Raw genomic sequence first — 14,451 nt, 5'->3', positions numbered from 1 at the left:
CGGTCCCTGAAAGGCGAAAGGAGTCCCCGGCGTTCGCGGTGCCGGTGTCGTCCATGGGTAAGAGGAATGGCCGCAGTGTACCGAGAACTGGCCCCGGCCATCCTGAATCTTCCTTCAGGAAACATCCCGTGCCGGGCGGCCGGCGGTAAAATGCCGCATGACCAAGATATTGCTGATCGAAGACGACCAGAAGGCGGCCCGCCTGCTAAAGCGCGGCCTGGAGGAGGAAGACTTCGCCGTCGACGCCGTGCACAGCGCGGAGGAGGGCGAGCCGGCCGCGCTGGCCGGCGACTACGACCTCATCGTGCTGGACTGGATGCTGCCGGCCAAGGACGGCATCACGCTGTGCGGCGAGCTGCGCGCGCGCGGCCTGCTCACGCCCATCCTGATGCTGACCGCGCGCGACGGCCTGGGCGACCGCGTGGCCGGCCTCAACACCGGCGCCGACGACTACCTGACCAAGCCCTTCGCCTTCGACGAGCTGCTGGCCCGCATCCGCGCGCTGCTGCGCCGCTCGACGCTGGTGCGCCCCGCGTTGCTGACCGTGGCCGACCTGACCCTGGACCCGCAAACCCACGCCGTCAAGCGCGCCGGCCAGGCGCTGGACCTGACGCCCAAGGAATACGCCATCCTCGAACTGCTGATGCGCCAGGCCGGCCACGTGGTCAGCCGCGCGCAGCTGGCCGGGCGCATCTGGACCGCCGACCTGATCGCGCTCGACAACCTGATGGACTCGCACATGCGCAACCTGCGCCGCAAGATCGACCCCGAAGGCCAGCCGCGTCTGATCCACACGGTGCGCGGCCAGGGCTTCCGGCTGGCGGAGGTGGCCGATGACGATGCTTAGCTTCCGGCGCCGGCTGGCGCTGGTGCAGACCGCCGTCATCGTCTCGGTGCTGGCGGTGGCCGCCATGTCCGGCTACCTGAGTCTGTCGGGCGCGGTCAACGAACAACTGGACGGCGCCTTGCTGGCGCTGGCCGAAACCGAGGCGGCCATGCTGCGCGCCGCGCCGGAGCAGCCGGTGCAGGTGCACGACGCCGCCAAGGGCCCGTCGCCGCCATCGCTGGCGCGGCTGGACCGCTGGGTGCAGATCGTCGACGCCCAGGGCCGGGTGCTGGCGCGCAGCACCAACCTGGGCGCGGCCAGCCTGCCGGCGCCGGCCGCGCTGATGGCGCGTATGGCGGCCGGCGACACCGTGTTCGAAACGCTCGACCATTTCGCCGAGGAGCCGGTTCGCATCGTCTCGCTGCCGGTGCGCGCCACGACGCTGCGCTACACGGTGCAGGTAGCCGGCTCGCTGGACGACGTGCGCCACGTGGTGGCCTCGGCCAGCGTGATGTTCCTGGCGCTGGCGCTGGCGCTGCTGGTGGCGCTGACCGTGGCGAGCGCCTCGATCACGCGCTGGGTGTTCCGTTCGATCGACGACATCGTCGGCCAGGCGCAGCGCATCGGCGAGGGCAACCTGGACCAGCGCCTGATCCACCCCGGCACGCGCGACGAGATCGGCCACCTGGTCGACACGCTCAACGACATGCTGGACCGCATCGACCAGAGCTTCCAGATCCAGCGCCGCTTCACCTCGGACGCCTCGCACGAACTGCGCTCGCCGCTGTCGCGCCTGCGGGCCGAGATCGAGATCACACTGCGCCGCCCGCGCGACGCCGCCGAGTACGTGGACACGCTGCGCTCCTGCATGGAGGAGGTCGAGCGCCTGACCTTGCTGGTGGAAGAGCTGCTGGCGCTGGCCCGCTACGACGCCGGCCAGGACCGCGACGCCTCGGCCGCCACCTCGCTGGGCGAGATCGCCGTCGCCGCCATCGGCCGCGCGCAGGCCACGGCCGCGCAGCGCCAGGTGCGATTGACGCTGCAGGCGGCGAACGCGCCGGTGCTCGCCGCCATCGGCGAGGGCGCGGCCACGCTGATCGTGGTCAACCTGCTGGAGAACGCCGTCAAGTTCACGCCGGCCGGCGGCGCGGTCGAAGTGCGCGTCTGGCGGGATGGCGATCAGGCCTGCCTGCGCGTCTCCGACAGCGGCCCCGGCATCGGCGTCGACGAACTGCCGCACCTGTTCGAGCGCTTCTACCGTGGCGCCTCGGCGCGCTCGGGTTCGGCGGCCGGGGTCGGCCTCGGGCTGGCGCTGACGCAGACCATCGTCCAGGGCCACGGCGGCCGCATCGAGGCCGCCAACCTGCCGGCCGGCGGCGCCGCCTTCACCGTCCATCTGCCCTGCGCCGGCGCCTGATTGGAAATGCTTCCAAGCAACTTTCTAGCATGGACTCGGTAGTGAGGTCATTCTAAAAAAAGCAATATGTGCGTTGTACTATGCGAGTCCCCTACCAGGAGACTCTATGAAAACCGCACTGATCGCCACCAGCATCGCCCTGGCCGTTTGCGCCAGCACGCCCGCCCTCGCATGGGAGCAGGAGACCCACCGCCAGATCGTCCTGGACGCGGTCAACTACATGAAGACCCATCCGGCCACCACCAACTACAACAAGCTGGTGGCGGGCGTGACGCGCGCCGGCTTCACCTTGGACCAGTTCGCGGCCGCGCTGGGCCAGGGCGCCTACGACGTCGACGACTTCGCCGACACCTACATCTGCGGCGCCTCGACCGGCGACTGCCAGCTGGCGCCGGTGTGGGGCGCGGGCGCGAGCATCGTCAAGTACACCTCGTACTGGCACTTCCAGAACCACACCTCCGGCGCGGACGTGCACGGCAACCCGTTCGGCGGCTACAACTACGCCAAGCTGGGCATGGCCGGCGACATCGACAACCTGGCCGCCGGCTGGCTCTACGGCGACTACCTGGACGACGGCGCCGGCGGCCTGAAGGGCTGGTTCGGCGACAGCAGCAAGTACAACAGCTATGGCGTGACCGAGGCGCACTATCGCTTCGGCGGCGTGTCGAGCGCGTCGCAGTACGCCGATTTCGAGACCATGCCGTTCCAGCCGATCGACAACCTGGGCCAGTACTGGTGGCAGCAGTTCCTGGCGCAACCGACCGCGCAGAGCCTGGGCTTCACGCTGCACACCACCGACCTGCTGCAACCGCACCACACCTGGGCCACGTCGGCGCACAACCACTCGTCGTGGGAGCAGTGGGTGCGCGACAACTACAGCACCCAGCACCTGAACGATCCGGCGCTGGTGACCGCCGCGCTGGCCGACTTCACGCCGCTGGCACCGGCCGCCGTCGACATCCGGCCGCTGCTGACGCAGGGCGGCAGCTACTCGTACGCCAACGGCGGCATCGTCCTGTCGTCCACCGACCAGGGCGACCGCACCCGCGTCGCGCAGATGATGATCCCGCATTCGATCGCGATGGTCGTGGTGGTGCTCAACCGCGCCGCCGAACGCCTGGCCAATTGATGCGGTACGCGCTGTGTTTGGCGCTGCTGGCCGGCGCGCTGGCGCTGCCGGCCGCCGCCTCGGTCGGCTATCGGCTGAACGATCCGGCGCTGGCCGCGCGCATCGATGGCGCGCCGGTGACCGCGTTCGCTGTCGATGCGCTGTGGCGCCTGGCGCGCATCAAGGAGCCGCAGGCCGCGCGCAGCGCCATGCTGGAGGAGGTGGTGCTCAACCGCCTGCTGTCGGCCGCCGCGCGCGAACGCTTCGACGAGGCGCAACTGTACGCCGGCCAGCGGGTCGGCTTCACGCGCGACGTCGCGCTGGACGACCAACTGGTCGCAACCCTGCGCACCCTGTACGACCAGGACATGCAGCAAGCCCTGCGCCAGCTGCCAGGCGGCACGCTCGACGGCCTCATCGTCGACCAGGCCAAGCCCACGCCTGCCGCGCTGGACGCCGTATTCGGCAAGCCCGAGCAACTCAAGCTGGAGTTCACGCTCAACGCCGGACAACTCACGCGCGCCCGCGACATCGTACTGCTGCGCTACACGCTGCCATCCGGCGCCGGCACGGTCACGCTGTACGACGTGTACCGCCGCCAGAACGTGCAGGGCCGCGTGGCGCTGTACAACCGGCAGCCGGACTTCCTGCAGCAGCAAGCCAAACAGGACCTGGCCTCCCGCTTCGTGCTCGACTGGAGTCGCCGCCGCTTCGGCGACACCGCCATCGCCGACCTGCGCCGCGTATTGGCCGAACGCGGCGAAGTGCACGCGCTGCGCCAACTGCACGGCATCGGCGACGACATCGAAAGCACCAGCCCCCTGTTGCAGCGCCTGGCGGGCGAAGTGACGCCGGCCCAGATCGCGGCCTACTACACCCGCCACCGCAGCGAGTTCACGCGCATCGAGCGGGTCAAGGCCCGCCACATCCGCCTGGCCGACGAGTCCAGCGCGCAGACGGCCTTCAAAGCGCTGAACAACGGCGCCGACTTCGCCGCCACCGCGCGCCGCCACTCCATCGCCGCCAAGCCGCCGGCGCCGGCGGCACGCTGGGCTGGATACGCCACGAAGGCAAGCCGGACTGGCTGGCGCAACTGGCGCTGGCGCAGCCCGAAGGCCCGCCATCGCGCCCCATCCGCACACCCGCCGGCCCGCATGACGCCGCAGCGTGGGAAATCATCCAGGTCGAACAGCGCGTGATGGGCTACCAGGCCGCAGACTCGGAAGCGGTGCGCTACGCCGCCAGCAACGCGCTGGCGCGCAGCACGGCGCAAACGCAACTGGCCGCGCTGCGCCAACAACTACTGCGCACCGCGCAGATCGACATCAACCGCGGCCTGCTGGACCAGCCGCTGCAAACCCTGGACGCCAAATGAAACCGGTCCCGATCGCTGCCGCCGTATTGCTGCTGGCCGCCGCCGGCTGGATGGCCTGGCCTGCCGGCGGAGCTTCGCAACCATCGGGCGCCGCAGCAGGGCAGGGCGGGTCGCAAGCTGGCGGCGACGCGGCCCGCGCCGCGCAATGGCCGCCCGCCACGCAGGAGCCAGCGGCCCGCGAATTGAAGTTCGTCCCGCTGACGCCGGTCGATAGCGGCGGCTCGGCCTGGATGAGCATGTCGGCCGCGCGCGAGAACGGCGACCCGCGCACCCCGCCCATCGAACGCGACGCCGAACCGCGCAGCGCGCCCACGCCGGCGCAACTGGCCGACCCGAAAGCCTACCAACAATACGAGGAGGCGCAGCACACCCGCTTGCTCGGCGCCTACGTCGCGGCCGCCGCGACCGAGCTGCCGCGCCTGCAGGCCGACCTGGAACGCGGCCGCCAGGCCGGCATCCCGCCCGAACAGCTGGCCAAGCTTGAGGAAAAAATCGCCCGCATTCAGCGACTATCGGCGCAAATCATCAAAGATCACCCGCAAATGCAGGGGCATGTCACACGCCCGTAATTTCTAGCTGGCAATATCCATTTCTGAAGGCCTCGTCCTGTGGTCTCTACCCTTGCCGCCTCTCACCGAGGCGGTCTTTTTTTGGAAGGAAGTGGAATGCAAAACGCAGAAGTCGCGTTTTCGCGGGAACTCGGTGTGGTCATGATGACGCTCAGCGCCGGCGGCAACGTGCTCGCCAGCAGCGCCAGCCAGGAAACCATCGCACGCGAACTGCAGATCCGGTCGGTGCGCTTCCTGGCCATCGACGGCGTGTTCACCACCGAATTGCCGACCACGGAAAAGACCCTGGCCGCCGCGTCTTCGGTGGCATTCCCCGAGCCGATGGCCGCGCTCAAATTGATCGCCGCCTGTTCCAGCGTGGGCGAGCGGGTGGGCTTCCTGTTCCCCGAACGCCGGCGCCGTCCGCGCGAACCCGTGGCCGATGCTGCGCGCGCCCGGATGGACGCCACGAAGCGGGATTGACGCGCCGCGCGCGCCGCGTGCATCATGGCGGCTGGCGCCACGACGACGGAGCGAAGACCTATGAATGAAACCGGCCAATTGCACGGCAGTTGCCTGTGCGGAGGCGTGGCGTACCGGGCGGAGCTGCCGGTCAGCCACGCCAGCCATTGTTACTGCACCATGTGCCAGAAGCAGCACGGCGCCGCCGCCGGCTCGTATGCGAACGTGGCCGCCGCCGGCTACGTGGTCGAGCGCGGCGCCGGCCTGATCACCGAATACGCCTCGTCCTCGCACGGCCGGCGCGGCTTTTGCAAGGTCTGCGGCTCGACGCTGTTCTGGCGCAGCACCATGGCCCCGGACCGCATCGCCATCTCGCTCGGCACGCTGGAGCCCGAATACGACGGCCCGGTGCAGCGCGAACTGCACACCGACACCAAGCCCGCCTGGCTGCCGCACCGCTAGCCGCCGCACTGCGAGCCTTCACTGCCGAGCCGCCGCTGCGCGAACGCCGCACCGCCAGCCGCCGCGTGTGGCATACTCGGCGGCCATGATGCCTGCTCCCGCCACCCCCGCCGTCCGTGTCCTGTCCGCGCTCGCCGCGCTGTGCCTGCACGCCGCAGCCTCCGCCGCGCCATGCGTTGAGCCGCCGCCCGATCCCGCCAACACCTACGACGCGCAACACACCTACGCCAAGCTGGCGCGCGACTATCCGTCCATCCGCATCGCCAGCGCGGCGCTGCCGGTGGACGTGAACCGCATCGACGGCCTGACCTACGCGCAGCACGGCGAGCGTTGCCTGAAGCTCGACCTCTATCTGCCGCTGGCCGCGCGCGCCGACGGCGGCATGCCGGTGGTGGTTCTGGTGCACGGCGGCGGCTGGCGCTCCGGTTTCCGCTCCGAGTTCGCGCCGATGGCCGTGCGGCTGGCGCAGCAGGGCTACGCGGCGGCCGCGATTAGCTACCGCCTGTCCGGCGAGGCGCCGTATCCGGCCGCCATCCACGACGCCCGCGCCGCCGTGCGCTGGGTGCGTGCCCACGCCGGCCAGTACCACCTGGACCCGCAACGCATCGCGCTGGCGGGCGGCTCGGCCGGGGGGCAGATCGCCAGCCTGGCCGGCGTCACCGCCCACCTCGCCCAGTTCGATGCCGGCGCGGAGGAGGGCGCCATGTCGGGCGCGGTGCAGGCCATCGTCAACATCGACGGCCTGTCCGATTTCACCACCGAACTGGCGCTGAAGCACGAGGACGATCCGGCCAAGCGCCCCTCGGCGGCCGGCGCCTGGCTGGGCGGACGCTACGCTGAGCAGCCCGCGCGCTGGAGCGAGGCCTCGCCGATCAGCTACGTGCGTCCCGGCATGCCGCCCATCCTGTTCATCGCCAGCGCGCAGCCGCGCTTCTCCGCCGGCCGCGAGGCGATGGCGGCCGCCATGGCGCAGGCCGGCGTGCCCAGCCGCACGCTGGTGCTGCCGGACACGCCGCATTCCTTCTGGCTGTTCGACCCCTGGCTGCAACCGACGGTCGACGCCACCGTGGCCTTCCTCAACCAGCGGATGCCGGCGCGCTGACGCGGCCTGCAAAAGGTTAGTCCGGCCTCTCCATTTAGCCAGTGGTGCGCCTTTGGCGCCCGCCCTAAGATGATCGCAGCCGCGCTGAACGCAGCGGGCGCCGTACCCACCTCATCGAAATGGACGCTATCATGACCAACCCCAAACTTGAAGTATTGACCCCGACTAACTGCCAGTTGATCTTCATCGACCATCAACCGCAAATGGCCTTCGGCGTGCAATCGATGGACCGCCAGGCGCTGAAGAACAACACCGTGGCGCTGGCCAAGGCCGCCAAGGTGTTCAACATTCCGACCACCATCACCACCGTCGAGACCGAGGCGTTCTCCGGCCACACCTACCCGGAACTGCTGGACGTCTTCCCAGGCAAGCCGCTGCTGGAACGCTCGTCGATGAACTCGTGGGACGACCAGAAGGTGCGCGACGCGCTCAAGGCCAACGGCAAGAAGAAGGTCATCGTCTCGGGCCTGTGGACCGAGGTGTGCAACAACAGCTTCGCGCTGTGCGCCATGGCCGAAGGCGACTACGAAATCTACATGGTGGCCGACGCCTCCGGCGGCACCTCGAAGGAAGCGCACGACTACGCCATGCAGCGCATGATCCAGGCCGGCGTGGTGCCGGTGACCTGGCAGCAGGTGCTGCTGGAATGGCAGCGCGACTGGGCCCACCGCGAAACCTACGATGCCGTCATGGCCATCGTGCGCGAGCACTCGGGCGCCTACGGCATGGGCGTGGACTATGCCTACACCATGGTGCACAAGGCGCCGGAACGCACCTCGGGCAGCCACGAGATGCTGGCCGCCGTGCCGGCCAAGTAAGACCGCCACCGGCGGGGGGGTGGCTTTCCGTCCACGCCCGCCGCAACGATGCTGCGCCGCCGTAGCCCCTGCACGGCGGCGTTTTCACCCTGACGCGGCGTCCTGCCGTGCTGCGCCGCAGCGCAGATACTTCTTTACAAATACCTACGTTGGTCTAAAGTCTACAAAAATGATAACGCTACCTTTGTGTGGCCATCAACCTTATTCAATCCTCTGCCTGACTGAATGATTGCGCGTAACATCCGCGCGATTCCGGCTCAGCAGAAATGTTAGCGCTACCTTTGTTTGGAGAGATGAATGAAGCAAACCCGCTGGGTGGTCATGGGGGCTAGTGGCTGTGGCAAGAGCACGGTGGGGCAGGCGCTGGCCGCCGCCATGGCCGTGCCCTTCATCGAGGGCGACCGGTTTCATCCGCCGGCCAATGTGGCCAAGATGTCGGCCGGCGTCGCGCTGGACGACGCCGACCGCGGCGACTGGCTGCTGGCGTTGCGGGAGCAGATCGAGCGGGCGGACGGCGGCCTGGTGCTGGCCTGCTCGGCGCTCAAGCGCAAGTACCGCGACCAGCTGCGGCGGGCCGACCCGGCGCTGCACTTCGCGCACCTGAGCGGCGACCGAGCGCTGATCGCCAGCCGCATGCGGGAGCGGGCCGGCCATTACATGCCGCTGTCGCTGCTGGACAGCCAGCTGCGCGACCTGGAGCCGCTGCAGGTGGACGAGGCCGGCATGGTGCTGGACATCCTCCTGCCGCCGCGCGTGCTGGTGGCGCGGATACTCGCCGGATTCTGATGTTGTCCGGCGTGACGGGCCGGACCATGCAACAGGCAGTACCTTCGCGCAGCCGTCAGGAATCCGCGCGCCGGCCACTATTCCCATAAAAAAATAGCAGGAGACTACAATGCCGATCCGAAGCCGTAACACCATGATGAGCCTGGCCGTCGCCAGCGCCTGCTGCTGGCTCGCCATGCCAGCCCACGCCCAACAAGCCGAAGGCGGCGCCCAGGGCCCGGCCGGGGAGGCGCCGGCGCCCGACGCCGTCGTGACCGTGTCCGGCTCGCGCATCGCCGCGCGCGGCTTCACGCAGCCCACGCCGACCACCACGCTCAACGCGGACGACCTGGCCAAGAGCGCCCAGCCCAACCTGTTCAACACGATCGCCGAGCTGCCGGCCCTGCAGGGCAGCACCGGCCGCACCACCAGCACCAACAGCACCAGCAGCGGCATCCAGGGATTGAGTTCGCTGAGCCTGCGCGGCCTCGGCCCGATCCGCACGCTGACCTTGCTCGACGGCCAGCGCGTGGTCGGCGCCAACGTCACCGGCGTGACCGACGTCAGCCAGTTCCCGCAACTGCTGGTCAAGCGCGTCGACGTGGTGACCGGCGGCGCCTCGGCGTCCTACGGCTCGGACGCGATCGGCGGCGTGGTCAACTTCATCACCGACAAGAGGTTCACCGGCTTCAAAGTCAACGTCGAGGGCGGCCAGACCACCTACCGCGACGACCGCAACGCCACGCTGCAGGCGGCCTGGGGCAGGGCGTTCATGGACGACCGCCTGCATGTGGCGGTGAGCGGCGAATACGGCCGCGAGCAGGGCATCGATTCGCCCGGCTTCGGCGAGGTCGGCGCCAACGGCCGCAGCTGGTACAGGAACACCGCTTACCAGATCCGTCCGCTGTCCCAGACCAACGACGGCAAGCCGCAGTACACCGTCATCGACCACGCGCAGCAGTACCAGTACGCCAAGTATGGCCTGATCACCAACGGTCCGCTGCAGGGCACGGCGTTCGGGCCGGGCGGCGCGCCCTACCAGTTCAACTACGGCTCCAACGGCAAGCCGACCGGCACCGGCGCCGTGACCGGCTGCGTCAATCCCTTCTGCGTCGGCGGCGACCTGAGCGGCAGCGTCGGCGCCGGCACCAACCTGGCGATGGACCTGGAGCGCCAGGTGGCCTACACCCGCGTGGGCTTCGACCTCGCGCCCGACCACGAGATCTACCTCACCACCAATTTCGGCAAGGTCAAGTCGGTGTTCTCGCCCAACCCCGGCGCGGCCAAGAACGCCAACCTGACGATCCAGTGCGACAACCCCTTCCTGCCGGCGTCCATCGCCGCCGCCTGCGCGGCCAACAACATCACCAGCTTCCAGTACGGCACCGCCAACGCCGGCTTCCCGGCCAACATCAACGTCCATCCCACCCGCCAGATGGAGCGCGTGGTGCTCGGCGCCGACGGCAAGTTCCCGCTGGCCGGCAAGGAATGGTCGTACGACGCCTACGCCGAATACGGCCGCAACCGGACCGACATCCTGGTCCACGACATCACGCTCAACGCCCGCTACAACGCCGCCATCGACGCCGTGCGCGGCCCGAACGGCACCATCGTCTGCCGCAACCCGGTGGCGGCGGCGTCCGGCTGCCGGCCGTTGAACATCATCGGCGACGTGCCGGCCGATGCGGCCGCGATGGCCTACGTCGAGCCGGCCATGGGGCCGCAACAGCACACGCGCCAGACCCAGCAGGTGGCCAGCTTCAACCTCAACGGCGAGGCCTTCTCCTCCTGGGCCGGCCCGGTCGCGGTGGCGGCCGGCGCCGAATACCGCCGTGAACACTACAGCGTGACGGGCGACCCGTACGGCAACGGCGTCTCGGCCGGCAGCCCGAACACGCCCGACTATCCGGCTGATCCGCTGCTCAACACCGCGGTCGGCAACAACTGGTACGCAGGCAATTACCACAGCGCGTCCGGGACCTACGACGTGAAGGAAGCCTATGTCGAGCTCAACATCCCGGTGCTGAAGTCCGCCGCCTGGGGCGAGGCCAACCTGAACCTGGCCGACCGCCGCACCCGCTACAGCACCTCCGGCAACGTCGAAAGCTGGAAGATCGGCGGCAGCTGGAAGACCGGCATCGACGGCCTGCGCCTGCGCGCCGTCACCTCCAAGGACGTGCGCGCGCCCAACCTGAGCGAGCTGTACGCGGCGGCGGTCGTGGTCAACAACGTGGTCAGCTACCAGGGCAACACCATCACGGTGCAGCAGCGCACGGTCGGCAACACGCGGCTGCGGCCCGAGCTGGCGCGCAACACCGTGTTCGGCATCGTGCTCGACCGTCCGCACTGGGCGCCCGGCTTCAGCGTGTCGGCGGACTATTTCGACATCAAGGTCGACGGCGTGATCTCGACCTTGACGGCGCAGCAGGAAGTCGACCTGTGCGTGGCCGGCAACCAGGAGATCTGCTCGGCGATGGTGCTCAACAGTCCCACGCCCACCAGCAACTACGTGACGGTGCAGGCGTTCAACCTGGCCTCGCTGCGCAACAAGGGTTACGACCTCGAGGCGTCCTACCGCATGAACCTGAAGGACCTCGGCCTGCCGGGCCGCCTGACGTTGCGCGCGCTGGCCACCCGCACCATCAGCTTCCTGACCGATCCCGGCGTGGTGGGCACCATCCCGTCCGAGGGCGCGGGCAGCAATATGGGCGGCACGCCGAAGTGGAAGGGCCTGGCGTCGCAATCGTGGGACACCAGCCAGTACAGCCTGACCTTGAGCGAGCGCTGGATCAGCAAGGGCGTCTACAGCAACGAGTTCATCGAGTGCCAGACCAATTGCCCGGTCTCGACCGTGATTCATCCGACCATCTACAACAACCAGATGAAGGGCGCGTTCTACGTCGACCTGGGCGGGACCTACAAGCTCAACGAAAAAGCCACGGCCTACTTCAAGATCGACAACCTCGGCAACGTCGATCCGGTGGCGGCGCCGCAGGCCAACCTGAGCTTCGCGATCAACCCGACGCTGTACGACGTGGTGGGCCGCGTGTACCGCGCCGGCCTGCGCTACAGCTTCTAGGCGCGGCCATAGCGGGGGACGTCAATCGGCGGCGGGCGCGCCATCGTAGTTGAGCGGCAGCCACTGGTAGGCGCCGTCCGACGCGCGGATCCGGCCCAGGCCGGGGAAGGCGATATGCGCCGCGCCTATCGTCAGCTGGCCGCCGGCCGCCATGTCCAGCAGCCGGCGGCGCGTGGCTTGTGCGTCGGCCTCGCTGGTGTCGTATTTGACGGTGGCGTCCGGGTGCGGCAGCTGGATCGCCGACACGTGGACGATATCGCCCCAGATCAGCAGCTTGCTCCCTTTGCTTTGCACCAGGTACATCGCGTGTCCCGGCGTGTGGCCGGGCGCGGGCAGGGCCTCGATGCCGGGCTCGATCCGGCCGAAGGCGCCGAACGGCTGCAAGCGCTTTCCGTACGGCGCCACGGCCGCCGCCGCGCTGTCGAAAAAGCTCGACAAGAAGGCCGGCGCCGCCGCCTTGTTGGCCGGCGTCAGCCAGTAGTCGGCCTCGGCCTGCGACAGCCGCACCACGGCGTTGGGAAAGGCCGGCGCGCCGCGCGCCATGATGCCGCCCGCGTGATCCTTGTGCAGATGCGTCAGCAGCACCTCATCGACCTGTTCGGGCCGGTAGCCGGCGGCGCGCAGATGGTCCAGCAGCTTGCCGCAGCAATCGCCGTACAGGCTGCCCGCGCCGGCGTCCACCAGGATCAGCTTGCTGCCGGTGTTGACCAGGAAGGCGTTGATCGAACCCTGCACCGGCGCCCGCAGCCCGGCCTGGTCCAGGTCCCGGGCGATCTGTTCCGGGCCGATATGGGTCATCACCGTATCGATGGGGAAGGGATGGGTGCCGTCCGACAAGGCGGTGATTTCGAACTCGCCCAGCATCATGCGATAGTAGCCGGGCGCCTGCGTGCGTACCTGCGGCGCGGCGGCCTGCGCGGCGCCGCCCAGCAGCAGCGTGCACGCCAGCAGCGCGCGGGCGATGGGAGTAGGCTTCATGTGTGGTTTCCTGTGAGGATAGTGTTGCGATATTAGCCCTCTCATTTCCGGCGCGCACCTACCATAGGTCCAGTCTGCTATACAATCGGAACGTTCACCATCCAACTACGTCCCTGGAGGTTGCAATGTCCACCACCCATACCTTCCGCCCGGATTATGTCGGCGCGGAAGTCGTCGAAGCCGGCATAGAAGTTGCTGATCGTAAAGGCCCGGACAGCGCGGCGGCCTACCTCAGCCAGCGCGGCGTGGCGGAGACCGTGATCCAGCGCGTGGTTTCCGAGCCCAATCACCGCCGCAATCCCGGCCGCCTGCGCAACCGCGACGAGCGCCTGCTGGAAGAGGCGACGCGCTTCAAATTCAAGGTGTGACGCGCCGGGTTGGTGGCCGTGGGCAACGGCCGCCGTAGGACTGGGACCACACCCCCCTATGTTCCCTACCTACATAGAGCCGGTGCGTGCTCCGATAATCGGCCACCCAGGGCGGGCCTATAGTGTTGTTCATCAGGTCGCAACGATCAACAACTCTAAGAGGTTTGCCATGTACCACTACACTCGCCCTACCGCAACGCAGGACACCGAGCAGGCCGAGGCATCCACTCCGGCCATCAGCCTGACCGGCGCCCAGCAGAATGAATTGCTGCGCGCCTTGTCGCGCGAAGAACTGATCAGCTTGTTCGAACACTTGGAACTGGTGCCGCTGCCCGCCGGCAAACACCTGTTCGACTTCGGCGAAAAGATGGACTACGCCTGGTTCCCCACCAACGCCATCGTCTCGCTGCAATACGTGACCGAGGACGGCGGCGCCGCCGAGATCGCGGTGGTGGGCCGCGAGGGCGTGGTCGGCGTCTCGATGTACGAGAGCGAGCGCGCCAACTGCTCGGCCGTGGTGCAGACCGCCGGCTACGGCTACCGCGTCCGGGCCTCCGTGCTGCGCTCGGCCTTCTTCGACGGCGGCGCGCTGGCGCGCCAGCTGATGCGCCACACCAGCGCGCTGTTCGCCCAGCTGGCGCAGACGGTGGCCGGCGTGCGCCACGGCAGCATCGAGCAGCGCTTGTGCCGCTGGCTGCTGGAGCGGCTGGACCGCTCGCTGTCGAACGAGCTGAAGGTCACGCAGGAAATGATCGCCAACCTGCTGGGCGTGCGCCGCGAAAGCATCACCTGTTGCGCCGGCAAGCTGCAGGAAGAGGGCATGATCGAATACCGCCGCGGCACCGTCATCGTGCTCGACCGCGGCGCCATGGAGCACCGCGCCGGCGGCTGCTACGTCCCCGCCTGATGTCGCGCCCTTGCCGCCATCGCCTAATGCCAATACCTCGGCGCATGCTGGAGCTGCTCCAGCTTGCGTTGCACCAGCCTGTACCAGGCAGTCGCCCATCTGGTCGCCCGTTCCGATTCCTCCACTGTTGACGCCGCGATGCAGCGCTGCACCGCGCGCATCTGGCGATGCAGGGCGTAGGCGGCGGGCGGCGGTTTGGAGCCTGTGGGTGACTTGTCCATGAGGGCATTCTCCCG

At 68.7% G+C, this 14,451-nt stretch carries 15 protein-coding genes; 14 read left to right on the top strand and 1 reads right to left on the bottom strand.

Annotated features, from left to right (window positions below; all coding sequences use genetic code 11):
* Positions 1–157: 157 nt before the first annotated feature.
* The 12 genes from HUX88_RS05295 (at position 158) to HUX88_RS05240 (ending at position 11,962) form a co-directional block, all read left to right on the top strand.
* Entirely contained in the window at positions 158–847 is a 690-nt protein-coding gene (locus HUX88_RS05295; protein ID WP_176361070.1) for a response regulator transcription factor, read from the top strand.
* The gene (locus HUX88_RS05290; RefSeq protein ID WP_176361100.1) at positions 840–2,243 is read left to right on the top strand and encodes a cell wall metabolism sensor histidine kinase WalK; all 1,404 of its coding nucleotides are present in this window, start codon (positions 840–842) and stop codon (positions 2,241–2,243) included. The genes HUX88_RS05295 and HUX88_RS05290 overlap by 8 nt, the downstream gene beginning before the upstream one ends.
* Before the next feature lie 106 nt (positions 2,244–2,349).
* Positions 2,350–3,372 (top strand): phospholipase, encoded by a 1,023-nt coding sequence (locus HUX88_RS05285; RefSeq protein WP_176361069.1) that lies wholly within the window; start codon positions 2,350–2,352, stop codon positions 3,370–3,372.
* Positions 3,372–4,550 carry a hypothetical protein gene (locus HUX88_RS05280; protein ID WP_176361068.1) on the top strand — a complete coding sequence of 393 codons (1,179 nt, stop codon included), beginning with the start codon at positions 3,372–3,374 and terminating at the stop codon, positions 4,548–4,550. Before HUX88_RS05285 ends, HUX88_RS05280 begins: the two co-directional genes overlap by 1 nt.
* Positions 4,547–4,726, top strand: coding sequence for a hypothetical protein (locus tag HUX88_RS05275; protein ID WP_176361067.1), 180 nt, complete (start codon positions 4,547–4,549; stop codon positions 4,724–4,726). The genes HUX88_RS05280 and HUX88_RS05275 overlap by 4 nt, the downstream gene beginning before the upstream one ends.
* Complete coding sequence (locus HUX88_RS05270; RefSeq protein ID WP_176361066.1) at positions 4,723–5,295, top strand: hypothetical protein; 573 nt, start codon at positions 4,723–4,725, stop codon at positions 5,293–5,295. Before HUX88_RS05275 ends, HUX88_RS05270 begins: the two co-directional genes overlap by 4 nt.
* Positions 5,296–5,391: 96 nt before the next feature.
* The gene (locus HUX88_RS05265; protein ID WP_176361065.1) at positions 5,392–5,757 is read left to right on the top strand and encodes a hypothetical protein; all 366 of its coding nucleotides are present in this window, start codon (positions 5,392–5,394) and stop codon (positions 5,755–5,757) included.
* A gap of 60 nt (positions 5,758–5,817) precedes the next feature.
* On the top strand, positions 5,818–6,198 hold the full coding sequence (locus tag HUX88_RS05260) for a GFA family protein (RefSeq protein WP_176361064.1): 381 nt from the start codon (positions 5,818–5,820) through the stop codon (positions 6,196–6,198).
* An 85-nt stretch (positions 6,199–6,283) separates the two neighbouring features.
* A complete protein-coding gene (locus HUX88_RS05255) occupies positions 6,284–7,300 on the top strand; it encodes an alpha/beta hydrolase (RefSeq protein WP_229219203.1) in 1,017 nt (338 codons plus the stop codon).
* Positions 7,301–7,431: 131 nt separating this feature from the next.
* Positions 7,432–8,118, top strand: coding sequence for a hydrolase (locus tag HUX88_RS05250; protein WP_117013844.1), 687 nt, complete (start codon positions 7,432–7,434; stop codon positions 8,116–8,118).
* A gap of 297 nt (positions 8,119–8,415) precedes the next feature.
* Complete coding sequence (locus tag HUX88_RS05245; RefSeq protein WP_229213204.1) at positions 8,416–8,904, top strand: gluconokinase; 489 nt, start codon at positions 8,416–8,418, stop codon at positions 8,902–8,904.
* Positions 8,905–9,013: 109 nt separating this feature from the next.
* Positions 9,014–11,962, top strand: coding sequence for a TonB-dependent siderophore receptor (locus tag HUX88_RS05240; protein WP_229219202.1), 2,949 nt, complete (start codon positions 9,014–9,016; stop codon positions 11,960–11,962).
* 21 nt (positions 11,963–11,983) lie between these two features.
* Here the strand turns inward: HUX88_RS05240 and HUX88_RS05235 are convergent, their stop codons facing one another.
* Positions 11,984–12,940, bottom strand: coding sequence for an MBL fold metallo-hydrolase (locus HUX88_RS05235; protein ID WP_176361063.1), 957 nt, complete (start codon positions 12,938–12,940; stop codon positions 11,984–11,986).
* A gap of 125 nt (positions 12,941–13,065) precedes the next feature.
* Here HUX88_RS05235 and HUX88_RS05230 point away from each other — a divergent pair, with 125 nt between their 5' ends.
* Entirely contained in the window at positions 13,066–13,308 is a 243-nt protein-coding gene (locus tag HUX88_RS05230; protein WP_117013753.1) for a hypothetical protein, read from the top strand.
* A 169-nt stretch (positions 13,309–13,477) separates the two neighbouring features.
* Positions 13,478–14,215: a Crp/Fnr family transcriptional regulator gene (locus HUX88_RS05225; RefSeq protein ID WP_117013754.1), complete on the top strand. Its 738-nt coding sequence runs from the start codon at positions 13,478–13,480 to the stop codon at positions 14,213–14,215.
* Positions 14,216–14,451 lie beyond the last annotated feature (236 nt).

It is taken from the genome of Duganella sp. BJB1802 (assembly GCF_013369445.1).
GTDB classification, from domain to species: Bacteria; Pseudomonadota; Gammaproteobacteria; order Burkholderiales; family Burkholderiaceae_D; genus Rugamonas; species Rugamonas vulcania_A.
The sequence above is the reverse complement of the archived record's forward strand: the minus strand, read 5'-3'. Positions and strand labels throughout refer to the sequence as shown.